We start from the raw sequence: 18,413 nt of genomic DNA, 5'->3' as shown, positions 1-18,413 counted from the left end.
CGGCATCCGACAGTTCATGGCGACGTATCACCCGACCATGATCCCCGACCAAAGATCATTTGACGACAGACCCTAGGGCGCTCCGCCGGATGCCGTGCTGCGCCCCGGGTTCTGCCGGCGGTCGGCCGCGGCGCCGTGGTGGCCGGGTGCGAGGTTCCCCGCGCCCCTTCGGGGGCGCTGCCCGACCGCCCCTTGGACGGGAACGCCTGTTCGCTGAGTGAAACCTTCGGTGGGTCACGGCCCGCTGGACGCCGGATGGGCGGGGCGGCGTCGCACACCGCGCGGGAAACCTCGTATGGTCGGGTGCGTGCTTGAGGAGATGCGGATACGGTCGCTCGGAGTCATCGACGACGCGGTCGTCGAGCTGTCGCCCGGCTTCACGGCCGTCACCGGTGAGACGGGCGCGGGCAAGACCATGGTGGTCACCAGTCTCGGCCTGCTGCTGGGCGGGCGTGCGGACCCGGCGCTGGTGCGGATCGGCGCCGGGAAGGCGGTCGTGGAGGGGCGGATCGCCGTCCCCGAGGGCGCCGCGGCCGTGGTGCGGGCCGAGGAGGCCGGGGCCGAGCTGGACGACGGCGCGCTGCTGATCAGCCGTACCGTCTCCGCCGAGGGGCGCTCGCGCGCGCACCTCGGCGGGCGCAGCGTGCCGGTGGGCATGCTCGCGGAGCTGGCCGACGAGCTCGTGGCCGTGCACGGGCAGACCGACCAGCAGGGCCTGCTGAAGCTGTCCCGGCAGCGGCAGGCGCTCGACCGGTACGCCGGGGACGCCGTCGCCGTGCCGCTGGCCGAGTACACCGAGGCCTACCGGCGGCTGCGGGCCGTCTCCACGGAGCTCGACGAGATCACCACGCGTGCGCGTGAGCGGGCCCAGGAAGCGGACATGCTGCGCTACGGGCTCGACGAGATCGCCGGGGTCGAGCCACGCGCCGGTGAGGACGTGGAGCTGGCGGAGGAGGCGGAGCGGCTCGGGCACGCGGAGGCGCTGTCGTCCGCCGCGACGGTCGCGCACGCCGCCCTCGCCGGCAACCCGGAGGACCCCGAGGGCATCGACGCCACGACGCTCGTCGCGGGTGCGCAGCGGGCGCTGGACGCCGTCCGCTCGCACGATCCGGCGCTGGCCGCGCTCGCCGGCCGGATCGGGGAGATCGGCATCCTGCTGGGCGACGTGGCCGGGGAGCTGGCCGGGTACGCCGACGACCTGGACGCCGATCCGCTGCGCCTGGCGGCCGTCGAGGAGCGGCGGGCCGCGCTCACCGGGCTGACCCGGAAGTACGGGGCGGACCTGGCCGCCGTCCTGGCGTGGGCGGAGCGCGGCGCCGCGCGGCTGACCGAGCTGGAGGGCGACGACGAGCGGATCGGTGAGCTGACCGCCGAGCGGGACGTGCTGCGGGCCGAACTGGGCGGGCTGGCACAGGCGTTGTCGGACGCCCGGGCGGAGGCGGCGGAGCGGTTCGCGGCCGCGGTGACCGCGGAGCTGGCCTCGCTCGCGATGCCCCACGCGCGGGTGTCGTTCGACATCCGGCAGACCGAGGACCCGGAGGGCGTGGAGGTCGGCGGGCGCACGGTCGCCTGGGGGCCGTCCGGCGTCGACGAGGTCGAACTGCTGCTCGCCCCGCACCCGGGGGCGCCGCCGCGGCCCATCGCCAAGGGCGCGTCCGGCGGTGAGCTCTCCCGCGTGATGCTCGCCGTCGAGGTCGTCTTCGCCGGGACGGACCCGGTTCCGACCTACCTCTTCGACGAGGTCGACGCCGGCGTCGGCGGGAAGGCCGCCGTCGAGATCGGCCGGCGGCTGGCGCGGCTGGCGAAGACCGCGCAGGTGGTGGTCGTCACGCACCTGCCGCAGGTGGCCGCCTTCGCCGACCGGCAGCTGCTGGTGGAGAAGACCCAGGACGGGTCGGTCACCCGCTCCGGGGTGAAGGTCCTCGAAGGGGAGGAGCGCATCCGGGAGTTGTCGCGGATGCTGGCCGGCCAGGAGGACTCGCAGACGGCGCGGGCACACGCCGAGGAGCTGCTGGCCACCGCCCGGGCGGACGGGTAGGGGCCGCCGCGTAGGGTGACCGGATGACCGACCGCGCTCGCTGGGCTTCCTCCTGCTGTCTCGCCGCCGTCCTGACCCGCGCCGGCATCGCGGGTCTGCGTGCCAAGTCGCCCGGCGGAAGAGGACTTTGGGAGCGCGAGAACTACGCCGGGCGGACCGTCGGGCTGTACGCAGGGCCCGCGTCCGCCCTGGCGGCGGCCGTCGCCGCGGGGCGGGTGCGGCCCGCCGCCGGGTTCGCGGTGCTCGCCGCCGGTGCCTGCGGGGCCTGGGACGACGTGGCCGGCGACCACCGGCGCGGGCTGCGGGCGCATCTGTCGGCGCTGCGCGACGGCGAAGTCACCAGCGGGGCGGTCAAGTTGTTCGGGATCTCCGCGGCCGGGCTGGTCGCGGGGGCGCTGCTGAAGGAGCGGTTTCCGGACAAGGTGCTCGCGGGGATCGTGATCGCCGGGACCGCGCACTTCGTCAACCTGGTGGACGTACGGCCCGGCAGGGCGGCCGCGGCGGTGATCGCCCTCGGGGCGCCGGGACTCCTGCGGGAGGGCCCCGGGGCGCAGTCGGCCGCCGCCGCGGTGGGCGCCGCCGCGGCCGTGCTGCCGGACGACCTCGGCGAGCGGCTCATGCTCGGCGACACCGGGGCGCACGCGCTGGGCGCGGCCCTGGGAACCGCCGCCGTCGCCCGCAACGGGCGCGCGGGACTGCTCGCGTACGCCGTGGCCCTCGTCGCCGCGGCGGCGTACGGTGACAAGGTGAGCGGGGCGGCACGCGCGCTCGGCGCGTGACACCTGTCCGGAACCGTCCACTCCTTCACTCGTACGAGTGACGTGCTTCTTGCGCCGCGCCGTCACCCGGCCCGCCGCGTTCCCGGAACACCCGTACGTGCTGGCATCCTTGACGGATACGTGGAGGAAACCGCGCGGTACACCCCTCCGTCCGATCCTTCTGTACGTTCTTCGTGACCGCCCGACACGTTCTTCGTGACCGCCCGACACGTTCTTCGTGACCGCCCGACGCCGAACCAGGAGCCCCGGCCACGTGACCCCCGTGAGCAGCCACTCGCCGCACGGCCAGTCGCCGCTGCGCTCCGTGCAGGTGCTGGGCGGCGGCAACGCCGGCAGCAGCGCGCACGTGCGCTCGCTGGCCGCGGGGCTGGTCGCCCGGGGCCTGCGGGTCACGGTGTGCGCCCCCGCCGAGGCCGATCACGCCTACGACTTCACGGGCACCGGTGCCGTACACGTGCACGTGCCGCGCAGCAGCGACCCGGGCGCGGTCGCCGCGCTGCGGGAGGCGTGCCGGGACGCCGACGTGGTGCACGCGCACGGGCTGCACGCCTCCTTCCGGGCCGCGCTCGCGCTCAGCGGCCGGCGCACCCCGCTCGTCGTCACCTGGCACACCCGGGCCTACGCCGACGGCGCGCGCGCCCATCTGCTGCGCCTGCTGGAGCGCCGGGTCGCGAAAGCGGCGACCGTCGTGCTCGGCACCTGCTCGGACCTCGTGGACCGGGCGCGCCGGACCGGGGCGCGCGACGCGCGGCTCGCCGCGGTGTCGCTGCCCGGCCCGCGGCCCCGCACGGCCGCCGAAGCCGACGACCCGGACCGGCAGCGCGCCAAACTCCGGGCCGAACTCGGCGCCACCGACCGGCCGTTGCTGGTGGCGGCCGGCTCCCTCGACCGGCACGGCGGCCATCAGACCCTGCTGGACGCCGCACGCGTGTGGGGCCGCCTCGACCCGGTGCCGCTCGTCGTGCTCGCGGGCGAGGGCCCGCTGCGTCCCGCCCTGCAACGCCGGGTCGAGGACGAGCGGCTGCCCGTCCGGCTCGTCGGGCTCCGCGACGACCTCGCCGAACTGCTCGCCGCGGCCGACGTCGCGCTGCTGACCAGCCGGTGGGAGTCGCGCTCGGTGCTCGCCCAGGAGGCCCTGCACGCGCGCGTGCCGCTGGTCGCGACCGAGGTCGGCGGCGTGCCCGACCTCGTCGGCGACGCCGCCGACCTCGTCCCGTACGGGGACGCCGCGGCCCTCGCCGACACCGTCGTACGCCTCCTCGGCGACCCCGAGCGCCGGGAACTGCTCGCGGAGCGGGGCGTCCGGCAGACGGCCAGCTGGCCCACCGAGGACCAGACGGTGGCCCAAGTGCTCAGCATCTACGACGAGTTGACCCAGATCTGGCCGCTCGGGCAGCCCCCGGAGAGGCGTTAGGGGACGTGCCGGCGGGCCCGCAGCGCCAGGCTCAACGCCAGTACCGTCTGCGGGTCCTCGAGGTCGGTGCCGAGCAACTCGCCGATGCGGGCCAGGCGGTTGTAGAGCGTCTGCCGGTTGAGGTGGAGCTCACGGGCGGTCTCCGCCTTGCGGCCCGCGTGCGCCAGGTACGTCTCCAGCGTGGGCAGCAGCGGCGGCCGGGAACGGCTGTCGTGATCGCGCAGCGGACCGATCGCGCGGTCCACGAAGGCCGCCAGGTCCGGATGGTCGCGCAGCCGCCACAGCAGCAGGTCGATGTCCAGGCGACGGGCGTCGTACCAGGGCCGGTCCGACAGCCCCTGCGCCGCGGTCGCCGTCTCGGCCGCGTGCCTGAGCCCCGCCGACGCCGCCGCCCAGCCGCCGGCCACCCCGACCACCACCACCGGGGGCTGGGTCCCCGGGCGCTGCATGCCGGCCCGTTCCACCCCGGCCCGCAGCGCCGCCGCCGCCCGGTCCGCCACCGCCGGCCGCTCCCGCTCCGAACGCAGGCCCAGCAGCACCAGCACCCGGCCCTCGACGGGCCGCACACCGAGCAGCACCGGGACCCCCACCGAGGACAGCTCCTCCAGGACCGCGCGCGCCAGCACCGCCCAGCCGCCTCCGGGGGAGAGGGTGTCGCCGAGCCGCATGACGACCGGCAGCAGCGGGCCGTCGCCCGGCTTGAAGCCCAGCACGCGGGCCTGCGCGGGCGCGTCCTGAGCGGTGATGCGGCCCTCGGCGAGATCGGTCAGGAAGTCGCCGCGCCCGCGCGCCGCCAGCTCCTCCTCCTGCCGGGCCTGCATCAGCACCACCGCGAGGATGCCCGCGGCCCGTTCGGCCGCCATGCGGTGGACGGGGGCGAGCGGAGCCCGTACGGGCAGCAGGACCAGCCGCGCCCGCACCGACCCGGTGCCGGGGCCGCCGCCGGGCACGTCCACGAGCACGGAACCGGCGGGCGGCGCGTCCTTGTGCTGGCTGCGCAGCCCTTCCCACACCTGGAGCGGATCCGCCCCTTCCGGCCCGGCGCCGGCCGCGTACAGGAGCTGGCCGTCCGTCGTCTCCAGGAAGACCGGGTTGCCGCCGAAGTCGGCCAGGATGCCCAGCACCTGCGGCACGCCACCGCCGCCCAGCAGCGCCTCGGTGCACCGGCGGTGCACCTCCTCGGCCCGCTGCAGCAGCGCGTAGTGGCCGTTGACGATCTCGGTGTGGATCTCCTCGGTGACCGTGACGAACGGCACCTCGCGGTGCAGCTGCACGAGCGGGAGGCCGGCCGTCCGCGCCGTGTCGACGAGGGCGGCCGGCAGGCGCGTGAAGCGCGGACCGAGCTCGACGACCAGGGCGGCGATGCCGCGCTCGGCCAGGGTGCGCACGAACGCGCGCTGTTCCGCCGGGCGCGTGCCCAGGCCGTACCCGGTGGTCAGCAGCAGTTCGCCGCCCTTGAGCAGCGAGGCGATGTTGGGCACCTCGCCCGCGTGCACCCACCGCACCGTCCGCTGCAGCCGGTCGCCGCCCGCCACGACCTCGGGCAGCCCGCTGCGCAGTCCGGGCAGCTCCAGCGCCCGCTGCACGGTGATCCCGGCGCCCTGGGTGTCGAATCCGCTGTTCATGCCGCTGTCCATGAGCCGGACGCTACCCGGGCACGTGCGCCGAGGGCATCCCCGGGCGCATCGGCGTCAGCCGGGCACGGCGGCCCGGCCCGCTCGCGGGTCAGGCCCGCAGATACGTGAGGACGGCCAGGACCCTGCGGTGGGTCCGGTCCGTCGGAGGCAGGTCCAGCTTGGCGAGGATGTTGCCGACGTGCTTGCCGACCGCGGCCTCGGAGACCACCAGCTCCTCGGCGATCGCGCCGTTGGACCTGCCCTCGGCGATCAGTGCCAGCACCTCGCGTTCGCGCGGGGTGAGCCGCTCCAGCGGATCGCGGCGGCGGCGCAGCAGCCGGCGCACCACCTCGGGGTCGACCACCGTCCCGCCGTCCGCGACCTTGCGCAGCGCTCCCACGAACTCCTCGACCTGGCCGACCCGGTCCTTGAGCAGATAGCCGACGCCCGACCCGTCGCCGGAATCCAGCAGTTCGGCGGCGTACGTCCGTTGCACGTACTGACTGAGGACCAGGACCGGGAGAGCGGGGCGCTTCTCCCGCAGCCGTACAGCCGCGTGCAGGCCCTCGTCCTGGAAACCGGGCGGCATGCGTACGTCCGTCACCACGATGTCGGGGACGTGCTCCTCGACCGCGGCGATCAGCGCCCGCGCGTCCCCGACGGCCGACACCACCTGGTGGCCGCAGCGGCCGAGCAGGCCGACGAGCCCTTCCCGCAGCAGCACGCTGTCCTCGGCCAGTACTACGCGGAGCGATCGGCCGCCCTGGTCAACTCGCAAGGAAACTCCACACGCAACAGAGTCGGTCCACCCGGCGGACTGGTCAGGGCAAGTCTGCCATCCAGGACCGACACCCGGTCCGCGAGACCGGTGAGGCCGCTGCCCGCCGAGGGGTCAGCGCCGCCGCGGCCGTCGTCGCTCACCTCCAGGACCAGGCGTCCGCCGCGATGACCGCCGCTCACCCGCGCGCGGCCGGCCCCGCTGTGCCTCGCGACGTTGGCGAGCGCCTCGCAGACCACGAAGTACGCCGCGGACTCGACCGCCTGGGGCGGCCGGCCCGGCAGTGCGAGGTCGACGTCGACGGGTACCACGCAGCGGTCGGCGGCGTCGGCGACCGCTGCCTGGAGGCCGTAGTCCGTGAGGACCTTGGGGTGGACGCCGTGGATGAGCTCGCGCAGTTCCGCGAGCGCCTTGCCCGCCTCCTCGTGCGCCTTGGCGAGCTGGTCGGCGAGCGGGCCGGGCGGGGCGTCGAGGCGGGCCAGCCCGAGGGCCATCGTCAGGGCCACCAGGCGCTGTTGGGCGCCGTCGTGCAGATCGCGCTCGATCCTGCGCCGCTCGGCCTCGAAGGCGTCCACCAACCGGACGCGGGAGCGGGCCAGTTCGACCACCCGGGCGCCGAGCTCGCCCTCGCGGGAGGCGATCAGCAGCCGGGTCAGCCCGGCACGGGCGCCCGCCGCGACGCCGAGCGCGTAAGCGCCCAGGCCCGTCAGGAGCAGACCCAGTACGGCTACGGCGAAAGCGGCCGGCCAGGTGGTGACCGTCCACTGCTTGAGCACCTTCGCCTCGTGGCCGTCGCCGATCGTGGCCATCAGCAGCGGGGTGGCGGCCATGGACAGCGGGAAGAACAGGGCGACCGTGATCGCCAGGGCGTCGACCGGCCACAGCAGCCCGGCGAACAGCAGCGTGTACCCGAGCTCCCGCCAGGTCGCCTGTTCCCGCAGCCGGGTGGTCAGCCAGGCCCACAGCCCGGGCGCGGCCGGCGCCTGGTGCCGGCCGGACACCGGGTCGCGGGCGATCAGGCGCAGCCTGAGCCGCTCCACCCAGGCCACCGGGATCCCGCCGAGGGCGACCACGACGAGCAGGGGCAGCCCCACCAGGACCAGGGTCAGCACGCCGCAGACCGCTGCCGCGGTCACCGTCCCCACCAGGGTGACGGCCCCGGTCACCGCGCCGGTGAGCAGATACGCGGCGGAGCGCCAGGGCCAGGCCGACAGCAGGAAGCCCGGCCGGGACATGGCCTGCCACACGTTCCGAGGGTGCATGTGCATGACCGTAGGGGGCCGCGTCGGCCGGGGCCATCGGGCCGGAGCCCGTGTCAGGGGTAGGCCTGGCCCTACCCCAGGTCTCGTTCCGGCCGTACTGCGCCAGGAGGGCGGTCCGCGGTTTCGTGGAGGCACCGACGAGCCGAGGAGCAGGTGCTGGTGGCGGAACACATGACCGACGACGCGATCCGATTGCGGTCCGTGACCCGGCGGTACGAGGCGGGCGGCACGTCCGTCACCGCCCTCGACCGGGTGTCGCTCGCCTTCCGGAGGGGGACCCTCACCGCCGTGATGGGCCCGTCCGGGTCCGGCAAGTCGACCCTGCTGCAGTGCGCCGCGGGCCTGGACCGGCCCACGTCGGGCTCGGTCACCTTGGGGGACACCGAGCTGACCACGCTGAGCGAGACCAGGCTGACCCTGCTGCGCCGCGAGCGCATCGGCTTCGTGTTCCAGGCGTTCAACCTGCTGCCCTCGCTGACCGCCGAGCAGAACGTGGCCCTGCCGCTGCGGCTGGCCGGCCGCCGCCCGAAGAAGGCCCAGGTGCGCGGGGTGCTCGAACAGGTCGGACTCGGCGACCGGGCGCGGCACCGGCCGGCGGAGATGTCCGGCGGCCAGCAGCAGCGGGTGGCCCTGGCCCGCGCCCTGATCACCCGCCCCGAAGTGCTGTTCGGCGACGAGCCGACCGGCGCGCTCGACTCCCGCACCGGCCGCGAGGTGCTGACCCTGCTGCGCGGCATGGCCGACCGGGACGGCCGGACGATCATCATGGTCACCCACGACCCGGTCGCCGCCTCCTACGCCGACCGCGTCGTCTTCCTCGTCGACGGCCGTGTCGACGGCGAGCTGACCGGCCCCTCCGCCGAGGAGATCGCGGCGCGCATGACCAAGCTCGAGGCGGCGCCGTGCTGAGCACCACGCTGCGTACCCTGCGCACCCGCTGGGTCACCTTCGCCGCCAGTTTCGTCGCCCTCTGCCTGGGCGTGGCGCTGATCGCCGTGATGGGACTGGCCCTGGCGTCCTCACTGGACGCCCCCGGCCGCGGGCCGGAGCGGTTCGCCGCCGCGCCGGTCGTCGTCAGGGGGCAGGACACCCTCGACGTGCCCACCCGGAAGGGCCGCCGCACCCAGAAGCTCGCGCAGCCGCGCGCCGTGCCCGCCGCCGCGATCGCGAAGCTGCGCGGCCTCGGGACCGTCGTCGAGGACCGGTCGTTCGCCGTGCGGGCCGACGGCGGGCCCTCCGATCTGGTCGGCCACCCCTGGTCCACCGCGGCCTTCGCGCCGTACGAGCTCGACGCCGGACGCGCGCCCGAGGCCGCGGACGAGGTCGTCGTCAGCGGTGACTGGGCCCGTCCCGGCACCCGGGTGCGGACCGACCGCGGCACCGTACGCGTCGTCGGCACCGTCGCCGGGCTCGGCTTCGAGAACGCCGTCTTCTGCACCGACGCCCGCGCCGCCGGACTGTCGCCGCGCAGCCTCCAGCTCGTGGTCGACGCCGATGCGGCGGCCGTGCGCGAGGCGGTGCGTGGCAGCGCGGGCGTCCGGGTCCTCACCGGGGACGCGCGTCGGTACGCGGACGCCGACCCCGACCGGGACGGCGAGGCCCTCACCGCGATGAACGCCATGTTCGGCACGGCCGGCGGCGTCACCGGGTTCGTGGCGGTGTTCGTGGTGGCCTCGACCTTCGCGTTCGCGGTGGCCCAGCGACGCCGCGAGTTCGGACTGCTGCGCACCGCCGGGGCGACCCCGGGGCAGATCCGCCGCATGGTCGTCTCCGAGGCGCTCGTGGTCGGCGCGCTCGCCTCGGCCGCCGGCTGTGTCCTCGGCTCCTACGGGGCTCCGAAGCTCGCCGAGTGGGCGGTCGACGAGAGCCTCGCGCCCCGCTGGTTCACCATCGGCGATCACACCTGGCCCTACCCCATGGCGTTCTCGACGGGCCTGTTCGTGGCCCTGTGCGGGGTGCTGGCCGCGTCCTGGCGGGCGGGGCGCACCGGTCCCGCCGAGGCACTGCGCGAGGCGTCCGTGGACACCCGGGCGATGACCTGGGGCCGCGGGCTGTCCGGCGCCGCCCTGCTGATCACCGCCGCGGTGACGTCGGCGCTGGCCCTGGTGACGGACCCGGGCGACCTGCTGCACCGCAAGACGTATGTGAGCCGGCCGATGCTGCTGATCACCGGGGTCGCGCTGCTCGCGCCGGTGCTGGTGCCGCCACTGACCCGGCTGATCGTCTGGCTGCCGGCCCGGCTGCCCGGCGCGAGCGGGATGCTGGTGCGGGAGAACGCCGCGGCCGGGGTGCGCCGTACCGCCGCCGTCGCGGCGCCCGTGCTGGTCACGGTCGCGCTGGCGGGCTCGCTGCTGGGCGCCACCGCCACCCTCGACGAGGCGAGGGCCACCGAGGCGCGCGAGCGGACGGCCGCCGACTTCGTGGTCACTCCGGCAGGCGACGCCGGCTTCGACGAGGCGACGCTGAAGCGGCTTCGGGCCGTGTCCGGCGCAAAGGTCTCCGCGAGCTCGTCGAGCGCCGTGTTCGTCCTGGAGGACGGCGTGGCGCTCATCAGGTCCGACGCCAGGGCCGTCGAGCCGGGACCGCTCGCGGCGACGGCACGCCTCCCGCTCGCCGCGGGGAAGGTGAGCGACCTGGACGACGACTCGGTCATCGTCAACGAGGAGTGGGAGAGGCACACCGTGGGCGAACGGGTGGACGTGTGGCTCGGCGACGGCACGCGGAAGTCCCTGAGGATCGCCGCGGTCATGACCATCGGCACCGGCGACAACGGCGTGTACGTCACCCCGCGCAACGCCCCCGCGGCGCCCGTCGACCGGGTCGACGTACGCCTCGCGGACGGCGCCGGCCCGGCCACCGTGGCCGCCGGTCTGCGCCAGGCGGTGCGGGCGTCGGGCGGGCAGGTCCGCACCAGGGACGCCTGGCTGCGGGCGACGCACTCCGGGACCGGCCGGACGACCCGGACGGGCCTCTTCCTGGTCCTGGGCATCGCCCTCCTGTACACCGGCATCTCACTGGCGAACACGATGGTCATGGCGACCTCCGACCGGGCCCGCGAGCTGGCTGTGCTGCGGCTGGCCGGCGCCACCGGGTGGCAGGTGCTGTGGCTGGTGGGCGCCGAGGCGCTGATGGTGGTCGTGATCGGCGGGCTGCTGGGAGCGCTGGTCGCCGGCATCGGCCTGGCGGGCCTGTGGAGCGCGCTGGGCCTGCTCTCGGTGCGGACGTCGATCGAGGTCCCGTGGGCGGCGCTCGCCGCCGTGCTGGGCGCCTGCGCGGTGATCGCCGTGGGCTCGGCGGTCGTGCCGGCCGGCCTCCGCCTGCGCCGCGGGGCGGTGAAGCCGGCGGGCGCACGCGAGTGACCGCCCGCCGACGCCGGAGCCGGGCGGCCGCCTGCGGCGGCCGACGGATCACCCGGCCGCGTGCCGTGCGGGCCCGCCCGCCCCGGTCGTCCGCACAGGTGACGACCGGGGCGGTGCGCGGTCAGCCGCCGTACGCGCCCGAGGCGGTCAGGCGCAGGGCCGTGTCGATCAGGGGCACGTGGCTGAAGGCCTGCGGGAAGTTGCCGACCTGGCGCTGCCGGCGCGGGTCCCACTCCTCGGCGAGCAGGCCGAGGTCGTTGCGCAGCGACAGCAGCTTCTCGAACAGCTTGCGCGCCTCGTCCACGCGGCCGATCATCGCGAGGTCGTCCGCCATCCAGAACGAGCACGCGAGGAAGGCGCCCTCGTCGCCGGGCAGGCCGTCGACGCCCTCGCTCTCGCCCTCGGTGGGGTAGCGCAGGATGAACCCGTCCGGGGTGGACAGCTCGCGCTGGATCGCCTCGATGGTGCCGATCACGCGCTTGTCGTCCGGCGGCAGGAAGCCCATCTGCGGGATCAGCAGCAGCGAGGCGTCCAGTTCCTTCGAGCCGTAGGACTGGGTGAAGGTGTTGCGCTCCTTGTCGTAGCCCTTCTCGCAGACGTCCCGGTGGATGTCGTCGCGCAGCTCGCGCCAGCGCTCCAGCGGGCCGTCCGCGTCGCCGGACTCGATGAGCTTGATCGTGCGGTCGACGGCGACCCAGGCCATCACCTTGGAGTGCACGAAGTGGCGGCGCGGGCCGCGCACCTCCCAGATGCCCTCGTCCGGCTCCTGCCAGTGCTTCTCCAGGTACCGGATGAGCTTCAGCTGGAGCAGGGACGCGTAGTCGTTGCGGGCCAGGCCCGTCATGTGGGCCAGGTGCAGCGCCTCGGTGACCTCGCCGTACACGTCCAGCTGGAGCTGGTGGGCGGCGCCGTTGCCGACCCGCACCGGCGCGGAGTTCTCGTAGCCGGGCAGCCAGTCCAGCTCCGCCTCGCCCAACTCCCGCTCGCCCGCGATGCCGTACATGATCTGCAGGTTGTCCGGGTCGCCGGCGACGGCCCGCAGCAGCCACTCGCGCCAGGCGCGGGCCTCCTCGCGGTAGCCGGTGCGCAGCAGCGAGGACAGGGTGATCGCCGCGTCGCGCAGCCAGGTGTAGCGGTAGTCCCAGTTGCGGACGCCGCCGATGTCCTCGGGCAGGGAGGTCGTCGGCGCGGCGACGATGCCGCCGGTGGGGGCGTACGTCAGCGCCTTCAGCGTGATCAGCGAGCGGATCACGGCCTCGCGGTAGGGGCCGTGGTACGTGCAGTGCTCGACCCACTCGCGCCAGAAGTCCGCGGTGGCCTGGAGCGACTGCTCCGGCTCCGGCAGCGCGGGCGGCTGCTTGTGCGAGGGCTCCCAGGAGATCGTGAACGCGATCCGGTCGCCCGGGGCGACGGTGAAGTCCGAGTACGTGGTGAGCCCCTTGCCGTACGTCTCGCACTCCGTGTCGTACCAGACGGAGTCCGGGCCGGCCACGGCCACCGTGCGCCCGTCGTGCCGGTGCACCCAGGGCACGACACGGCCGTAGGAGAAGCGCATCCGCAGCGCCGAGCGCATCGGGACCCGTCCCGTGACACCCTCCACGATCCGGATCAGCTGGGGGGCGCCTTCACGCGGGGGCATGAAATCGGTCACCCGGACCGTGCCGCGCGGGGTGTCCCACTCGGACTCCAGGATCAGTGAGTCGCCCCGGTAGCCGCGCCGGGCCGCCGTGGGGGGTTCGGCGTCGGAGGCGTGCGCGGGGCCGAGCCGCCAGAAGCCGTGCTCCTCGGTGCCCAGCAGGCCGGCGAAGATGGAGTGCGAGTCGAAGCGGGGCAGGCACAGCCAGTCCACTGTCCCGTCCCGGCAGACCAGCGCAGCTGTCTGCATGTCTCCGATGAGTGCGTAGTCTTCGATGCGCCCGGCCACGTGCAACTCCAGTCGAACGGCCACGTCGCCCCGGGAAGGGGCTGTCGCTAGTGCGGTCAAGGGGTCGTTGTATTGCGTCGTTCAGCGGTGAAGCAAAGCCGTCGTCCGGCTGTGTGGCAAAACGACGATTGGTGCTCAATGAACTGACGAGCTCTCGTTCTCCGGTGAGTACGGGCGGGGGTGTGCCGTCGTACCCGGCCGGGCTCGGCAGCGAGTGTCCGAGCAGGATACGACGCACGTAGATGATCTGCGTGCCGCTCTCGGCAACCCGGGTCGGCCGAACGGGTGAGCAGCGGGTGAGAGACCCGTGAGGGCGCGCGGGTCCGTGTCGACGCGTGTACGGAGAGTGGCCGGGCGCCGTGGTGTTCCGGCGCTGATACCCTGGTAGCCCGTGGACCGGTGGGAGAAACCCCCCGAACCGCAGCGACGGCACCCCCGGAGATTCCCGGTCGGCAGCCGCACAGCACCCAGACCGCGACCACGGGAGCCCTCTCTTGGCCATGCCCGCTGCTTTCCGAAACAGCACAGCCACGACGACCAAGCACATCTTCGTCACCGGGGGTGTCGCCTCCTCGCTCGGGAAGGGGCTGACGGCCTCCAGCCTCGGCATGCTGCTCAAGGCGCGGGGCCTGCGCGTCGTGATGCAGAAGCTCGACCCGTACCTGAACGTCGACCCCGGCACGATGAACCCCTTCCAGCACGGTGAGGTGTTCGTCACCAACGACGGCGCCGAGACCGACCTGGACATCGGCCACTACGAGCGCTTCCTCGACCGCGACCTGGACGGCTCCGCCAACGTCACCACGGGCCAGGTCTACTCGACGGTGATCGCCAAGGAGCGGCGCGGCGAGTACCTCGGCGACACCGTGCAGGTCATCCCGCACATCACCAACGAGATCAAGCACCGCATCCGCCGCATGGCGACGGACGAGGTCGACGTCGTGATCACCGAGGTCGGCGGCACGGTCGGCGACATCGAGTCCCTGCCGTTCCTGGAGACGGTGCGCCAGGTCCGCCACGAGGTGGGCCGCGACAACGTCTTCGTCGTGCACATCTCGCTGCTGCCCTACATCGGCCCCTCGGGCGAGCTGAAGACCAAGCCGACCCAGCACAGCGTGGCCGCGCTGCGGAACATCGGTATCCAGCCGGACGCCATCGTGCTGCGCTGCGACCGCGAGGTGCCGACCGCGATCAAGCGCAAGATCTCGCTGATGTGCGACGTCGACGAGGCCGCCGTGGTGGCCTGCCCCGACGCCCGCTCGATCTACGACATCCCGAAGACCGTGCACGGCGAGGGCCTGGACGCCTACGTCGTCCGCAAGCTGGACCTGCCGTTCCGTGACGTGGACTGGACGACCTGGGACGACCTGCTCGACCGCGTGCACAACCCCGACCACGAGATCACCCTCGCCCTGGTCGGCAAGTACATCGACCTGCCCGACGCCTACCTGTCGGTCACCGAGGCGCTGCGCGCCGGCGGCTTCGCCAACCGGGCCCGCGTGAAGATCAAGTGGGTCACGTCCGACGACTGCAAGACCCCGGCGGGCGCCAAGGCGCAGCTCGCCGACGTCGACGGCGTCTGCATCCCCGGCGGCTTCGGCGACCGGGGCGTGCTGGGCAAGGTCGGCGCCATCCGCTACGCCCGCGAGAACCGGATCCCGCTGCTGGGCCTGTGTCTGGGCCTGCAGTGCATCGTGATCGAGGCCGCGCGCAACCTGGCCGACATCTCGGACGCCAACTCCACCGAGTTCGACCCGGCCACCGCCCACCCGGTGATCTCCACCATGGCCGAGCAGCTGGACATCGTCGCCGGCGAGGGCGACATGGGCGGCACCATGCGCCTGGGCATGTACCCGGCCAAGCTGGCCGAGGGCTCCATCGTGCGCGAGGTCTACGACGGCAAGGAGTACGTCGAGGAGCGCCACCGCCACCGGTACGAGGTGAACAACGCCTACCGCGCGGAGCTGGAGAAGAAGGCCGGGCTGCTGTTCTCGGGCACCTCGCCGGACGGCAAGCTCGTCGAGTACGTCGAGTACCCGCGCGACGTGCACCCCTACCTGGTCGCCACGCAGGCGCACCCCGAGCTGCGCTCGCGCCCGACCCGTCCGCACCCGCTGTTCGCCGGCCTCGTGAAGGCGGCCGTCGAGCGCCGGCGGGAAGCGGGCGAGCGGGGGAATGCGAAGTAACACACCGGTTGTACGGTGGCCGGGGTGCGTACCTTCACCAGGTGAGCACCCCGGTTTTCGCTGTGCGCGTGGAAGGGCAGGGCATGACGATCAAGGACACCCCCGAGGAGTGGGAGATCCGGGCGACGGACACCCCCTTCACGGGCAACAAGACCTCGGTCCGCACCGACGACGTGGTCATGCCCGACGGAACGGTCGTCCACCGCGACTACCAGGTCCACCCCGGTTCGGTCGCCGTCCTCGCCCTCGACGAGGAGGACCGCGTGCTGGTCATCCGCCAGTACCGCCACCCGGTGCGCCACAAGCTGTGGGAGATCCCGGCGGGCCTGCTGGACGTGCCCGGCGAGAACCCGCTGAGCGCCGCCCAGCGCGAGCTGTACGAGGAGGCGCACGCCAAGGCCGGGGACTGGCGGGTCCTGACCGACGTCTACACCAGCCCCGGCGGCTGTGACGAGGCCGTGCGGATCTTCCTCGCCCGCGACCTGTCCGCGGCCGACGGCGAGCGCTTCGAGGTCGAGCACGAAGAGGCCGACATGGAGATCTCCCGGGTGCCGGTGGCGGAACTGGTCCGGGGCGTGCTCGCGGGCGAGCTGCACAACAACTGTCTCGTCGTGGGCGTGCTCTCGCTGGCCGCCGCGCGGGGCGGGGACGGGCTGGACGCGCTGCGCCCGGCCGAGGCGCCCTGGCCGGCGCGCCCGTTCGAGGCCTGACCGCGACCGGCCCCGCCGCCGCCCTCGTCGGTACGACCATCGCCTGATCCGATCGGGGGATCCGCCCGCCGCGCTCGTCACGGAACGTTGCAGAGCGTGAACTAGGCTCTGTGCATGCCCGGACCGGTTCCCGGCGGGCTTGCGCGTGCGGTGGGACGGGAGTGTGGCCCGTGACGGATCAGGCGGTGGACACGGCCGGCGTACGGCTGTCGGGGCGCGCTGCCGAGGAGAGTCGATTCCTGGGCCGCACCCGTGAGTTGAAGGAGCTGCGGGCCGACATCGAACGCGCGGGCCTGGACACCCTGGCCGGCCGCAAGGCCCCCCGCGCGCGCGTGCTGCTCATCGCCGGCCGGCCCGGCTCGGGCCGCACGGCCCTCGCCGAGGAACTCGTACGGCAGGTCGCGGACCGTTACCCCGACGGGGTGCTGCGCGCTCGTCTGAGCGAGCCCGACGGCACCCCCGTCCCCGTCGGGCGTACCGCCCGCGAACTGCTCGCCGCCCTGGACCGGTCCGCCCCGCCCGGGGCCACCGAGGACGACCTGACCGACGCCCTGCGCACCGCCCTCGCCGACCGCCGCGCCCTGCTCCTGCTGGACGACGCGGCCGACGCCGAACAGGTCGACGCGCTCCTCCCGGACAACCCGGACTGCCTGGTCGTCGCCGTGTCCGGCGGCCCGCTCACCGGCATCTCCGACGTGCGCCCCTGCACCCTCGGCGGCCTGGACGTCAAGTCCGCCATGGAACTGCTGACCCGGTACACCGGCTCCGTGCGCATCACCGTCGACCCGCTGGCCGCCGAGGGACTGGTGGAGGAGTGCCAGGCCCAGCCCGCCGCGCTGCTGCTGGCCGGCGGCTGGCTGGCCGCCCGCCCCGAAGCCGCCGTCGCCGACCTCGCCAGGCAGCTGCGCGCCCAGGGAGCGGAGGCGACCCCGCTCAGCCGGGCCTTCCGGCTCGCCTGCGCCGCGCTGCCCGCCCAGGCCGCCCGTATCCTGCGGCTGCTCTCCCTCGCCCCGGCCGGACTGGTCGACCCGCACACCGCCTCCGCGCTGGCCGGCTGCTCGGTGGGCGCCGCGCGCGCCGCCCTGGACGACTTCGTCGCCCGCGGCCTGCTGCGGCCGCTGGACTCGCCGCTGCCGCGGTACGAGGTGCCCGGCTGCCTGCACCCCCTGCTCGAGGCGCTCGCCGGGAGCCAGGACCGCCCCGGGGAGCTGCAGCTGGCCCGCGCCCGGATGCTGGAGCGGACCGTGCGGCTGCTGCAGTCGTGCCGGGCGATCACCGAGACCGACAGCATCGAGGCGCGCGAGAAGCTCCAGGGCATGCCGCGCTCCCTGCGCTTCCCCAGCCCGCGGGCGGCCGAGGAGTGGCTGCGCGCCGGCAGGCCCGCCCTGCTGGCCCAGGCCCGCCTGGCGGTGGCCGACGGCGAGCTGGACACGCTCGCCCGCCGTCTGATGTCCCAGCTGGTCAAGGCCATGATCGCGCACTTCGGCACGCAGGCCGCTGCGGCCGATCTGTACGGCGTCCACCGGCTCGTCCTCGACGTGGCCGAGCGGCGCGGCCTGCCCCGGGAGAAGGCCGCGGCGCTGCTGAACCTGGGCGACCTGGACGCCCGGACCGGGCGCACCGCCGAGGCGCTGGCACGCTACCGGGCGGCTCTGGACGCCGGACGCGAGGCGAACGACCCGTACGCGGCCGGCCGCGCGATGGAATCCGTAGGCGGCGCCCACCAGGAACTCGGTGACCACGACCGGGCCGCCGACTGGTTCGGCCGGGCTCTCGCCCAGCGCCTGGCCCGCGGCGAGCACGCGGACGCCGCCCGGCTGTACGGCCGTATCGCCGAGGCGCACACCTACACGGGCCGCTACGGCGAGGCGCTGCGCAACTGGCGCGCGGCGGTCGCCGGGTACCGCAGGACCGGCGACGTGGCCGCCCAGGCGCGGGCGTTGAGCGAGCTGGCGCGGGTCCAGGAGTACGCCGGGCGGCCCGAGGAGTCGCTGCAGACCTGTCACGAGGCGGTGGAGCTGGCCCACCGCGCCGGGGACGTGCGCCTGCAGGCCGCGCTGCAGTTGCGGCTCGCCGACACGATGGAGCACCTGGGCGATCCGGTGGCGGCCGGGGTGCACCGGAGCGCCGCCGACCGGCTGCTGGCGGAGGACCCGGAGGAGCCGGAGGAGGCGCCGGAAGGCACCGGCCAGCCGAAACACGGCGCTGATGCCTGCGAAATCCGTAGTACATCCGCTGAAGATTGATGCAATGAAAGGCTAGACAGCGGGAACACCTTCATTAAACTGGCTTTGCCGCACCTTCTCCTGCGGTGTCTCCCGGTGTGCCGCGGCATGCCTGGGTATGT

General features: G+C 74.4%; 12 protein-coding genes. 8 read left to right on the top strand and 4 right to left on the bottom strand.

The window, feature by feature from the left end:
- The first annotated feature begins 295 nt into the window (after nt 1-295).
- The 3 genes from recN (at nt 296) to VKA29_RS13585 (ending at nt 4,231) form a co-directional block, all read left to right on the top strand.
- Nucleotides 296-2,038, top strand: coding sequence for a DNA repair protein RecN (recN, locus tag VKA29_RS13595; RefSeq protein WP_324785742.1), 1,743 nt, complete (start codon nt 296-298; stop codon nt 2,036-2,038).
- A gap of 23 nt (nt 2,039-2,061) precedes the next feature.
- Complete coding sequence (locus tag VKA29_RS13590) at nt 2,062-2,817, top strand: hypothetical protein (protein WP_324785741.1); 756 nt, start codon at nt 2,062-2,064, stop codon at nt 2,815-2,817.
- 253 nt (nt 2,818-3,070) lie between these two features.
- Nucleotides 3,071-4,231: a glycosyltransferase family 4 protein gene (locus tag VKA29_RS13585; RefSeq protein WP_324785740.1), complete on the top strand. Its 1,161-nt coding sequence runs from the start codon at nt 3,071-3,073 to the stop codon at nt 4,229-4,231.
- Here the strand turns inward: VKA29_RS13585 and VKA29_RS13580 are convergent.
- From VKA29_RS13580 to VKA29_RS13570, 3 genes are all read right to left on the bottom strand, one after another.
- Nucleotides 4,228-5,868 carry a PucR family transcriptional regulator gene (locus VKA29_RS13580; RefSeq protein WP_324785739.1) on the bottom strand — a complete coding sequence of 547 codons (1,641 nt, stop codon included), beginning with the start codon at nt 5,866-5,868 and terminating at the stop codon, nt 4,228-4,230. The two genes, VKA29_RS13585 and VKA29_RS13580, sit on opposite strands and share 4 nt — an antisense overlap.
- A gap of 88 nt (nt 5,869-5,956) precedes the next feature.
- Nucleotides 5,957-6,625, bottom strand: coding sequence for a response regulator transcription factor (locus VKA29_RS13575; RefSeq protein WP_324785738.1), 669 nt, complete (start codon nt 6,623-6,625; stop codon nt 5,957-5,959).
- On the bottom strand, nt 6,589-7,860 hold the full coding sequence (locus tag VKA29_RS13570) for a sensor histidine kinase (protein WP_324785748.1): 1,272 nt from the start codon (nt 7,858-7,860) through the stop codon (nt 6,589-6,591). Before VKA29_RS13570 ends, VKA29_RS13575 begins: the two co-directional genes overlap by 37 nt.
- A gap of 198 nt (nt 7,861-8,058) precedes the next feature.
- Between VKA29_RS13570 and VKA29_RS13565 the strand changes: the two genes are divergently transcribed.
- On the top strand, nt 8,059-8,796 hold the full coding sequence (locus tag VKA29_RS13565; protein WP_324785747.1) for an ABC transporter ATP-binding protein: 738 nt from the start codon (nt 8,059-8,061) through the stop codon (nt 8,794-8,796).
- The gene (locus VKA29_RS13560; RefSeq protein ID WP_324785737.1) at nt 8,790-11,246 is read left to right on the top strand and encodes an ABC transporter permease; all 2,457 of its coding nucleotides are present in this window, start codon (nt 8,790-8,792) and stop codon (nt 11,244-11,246) included. Before VKA29_RS13565 ends, VKA29_RS13560 begins: the two co-directional genes overlap by 7 nt.
- A 121-nt stretch (nt 11,247-11,367) precedes the next feature.
- Here the strand turns inward: VKA29_RS13560 and VKA29_RS13555 are convergent, their stop codons facing one another.
- Entirely contained in the window at nt 11,368-13,170 is a 1,803-nt protein-coding gene (locus VKA29_RS13555) for a glycoside hydrolase family 15 protein (RefSeq protein WP_324785746.1), read from the bottom strand.
- A 500-nt stretch (nt 13,171-13,670) separates the two neighbouring features.
- Here VKA29_RS13555 and VKA29_RS13550 point away from each other — a divergent pair, with 500 nt between their 5' ends.
- The 3 genes from VKA29_RS13550 (at nt 13,671) to VKA29_RS13540 (ending at nt 18,312) form a co-directional block, all read left to right on the top strand.
- The gene (locus VKA29_RS13550; protein WP_324785736.1) at nt 13,671-15,356 is read left to right on the top strand and encodes a CTP synthase; all 1,686 of its coding nucleotides are present in this window, start codon (nt 13,671-13,673) and stop codon (nt 15,354-15,356) included.
- Nucleotides 15,357-15,439: 83 nt separating this feature from the next.
- On the top strand, nt 15,440-16,066 hold the full coding sequence (locus VKA29_RS13545; protein ID WP_324785744.1) for an NUDIX hydrolase: 627 nt from the start codon (nt 15,440-15,442) through the stop codon (nt 16,064-16,066).
- Nucleotides 16,067-16,236: 170 nt separating this feature from the next.
- Entirely contained in the window at nt 16,237-18,312 is a 2,076-nt protein-coding gene (locus tag VKA29_RS13540; RefSeq protein WP_324785735.1) for a tetratricopeptide repeat protein, read from the top strand.
- The last annotated feature ends 101 nt before the right edge of the window (nt 18,313-18,413 follow it).

This window comes from Streptomyces sp. H51, from assembly GCF_035656535.1.
Classification (GTDB): Bacteria; Actinomycetota; Actinomycetes; order Streptomycetales; family Streptomycetaceae; genus Streptomyces.
Note: the sequence above shows the minus strand (reverse complement) of the source record. Positions and strands in the feature narration are given on the sequence as shown.

Excerpts from the sequence above, each read along its gene's own strand:
- VKA29_RS13570 (WP_324785748.1), bottom strand. The coding sequence starts at position 7,860 with ATGTCCCGGCCGGGCTTCCTGCTGTCGGCCTGGCCCTGGCGCTCCGCC.
- VKA29_RS13545 (WP_324785744.1), top strand. The coding sequence starts at position 15,440 with ATGACGATCAAGGACACCCCCGAGGAGTGGGAGATCCGGGCGACGGAC.
- recN (WP_324785742.1), top strand. The coding sequence starts at position 296 with ATGGTCGGGTGCGTGCTTGAGGAGATGCGGATACGGTCGCTCGGAGTC.
- VKA29_RS13565 (WP_324785747.1), top strand. The coding sequence starts at position 8,059 with ATGACCGACGACGCGATCCGATTGCGGTCCGTGACCCGGCGGTACGAG.
- VKA29_RS13580 (WP_324785739.1), bottom strand. The coding sequence starts at position 5,868 with ATGGACAGCGGCATGAACAGCGGATTCGACACCCAGGGCGCCGGGATC.
- VKA29_RS13590 (WP_324785741.1), top strand. The coding sequence starts at position 2,062 with ATGACCGACCGCGCTCGCTGGGCTTCCTCCTGCTGTCTCGCCGCCGTC.
- VKA29_RS13550 (WP_324785736.1), top strand. The coding sequence starts at position 13,671 with ATGCCCGCTGCTTTCCGAAACAGCACAGCCACGACGACCAAGCACATC.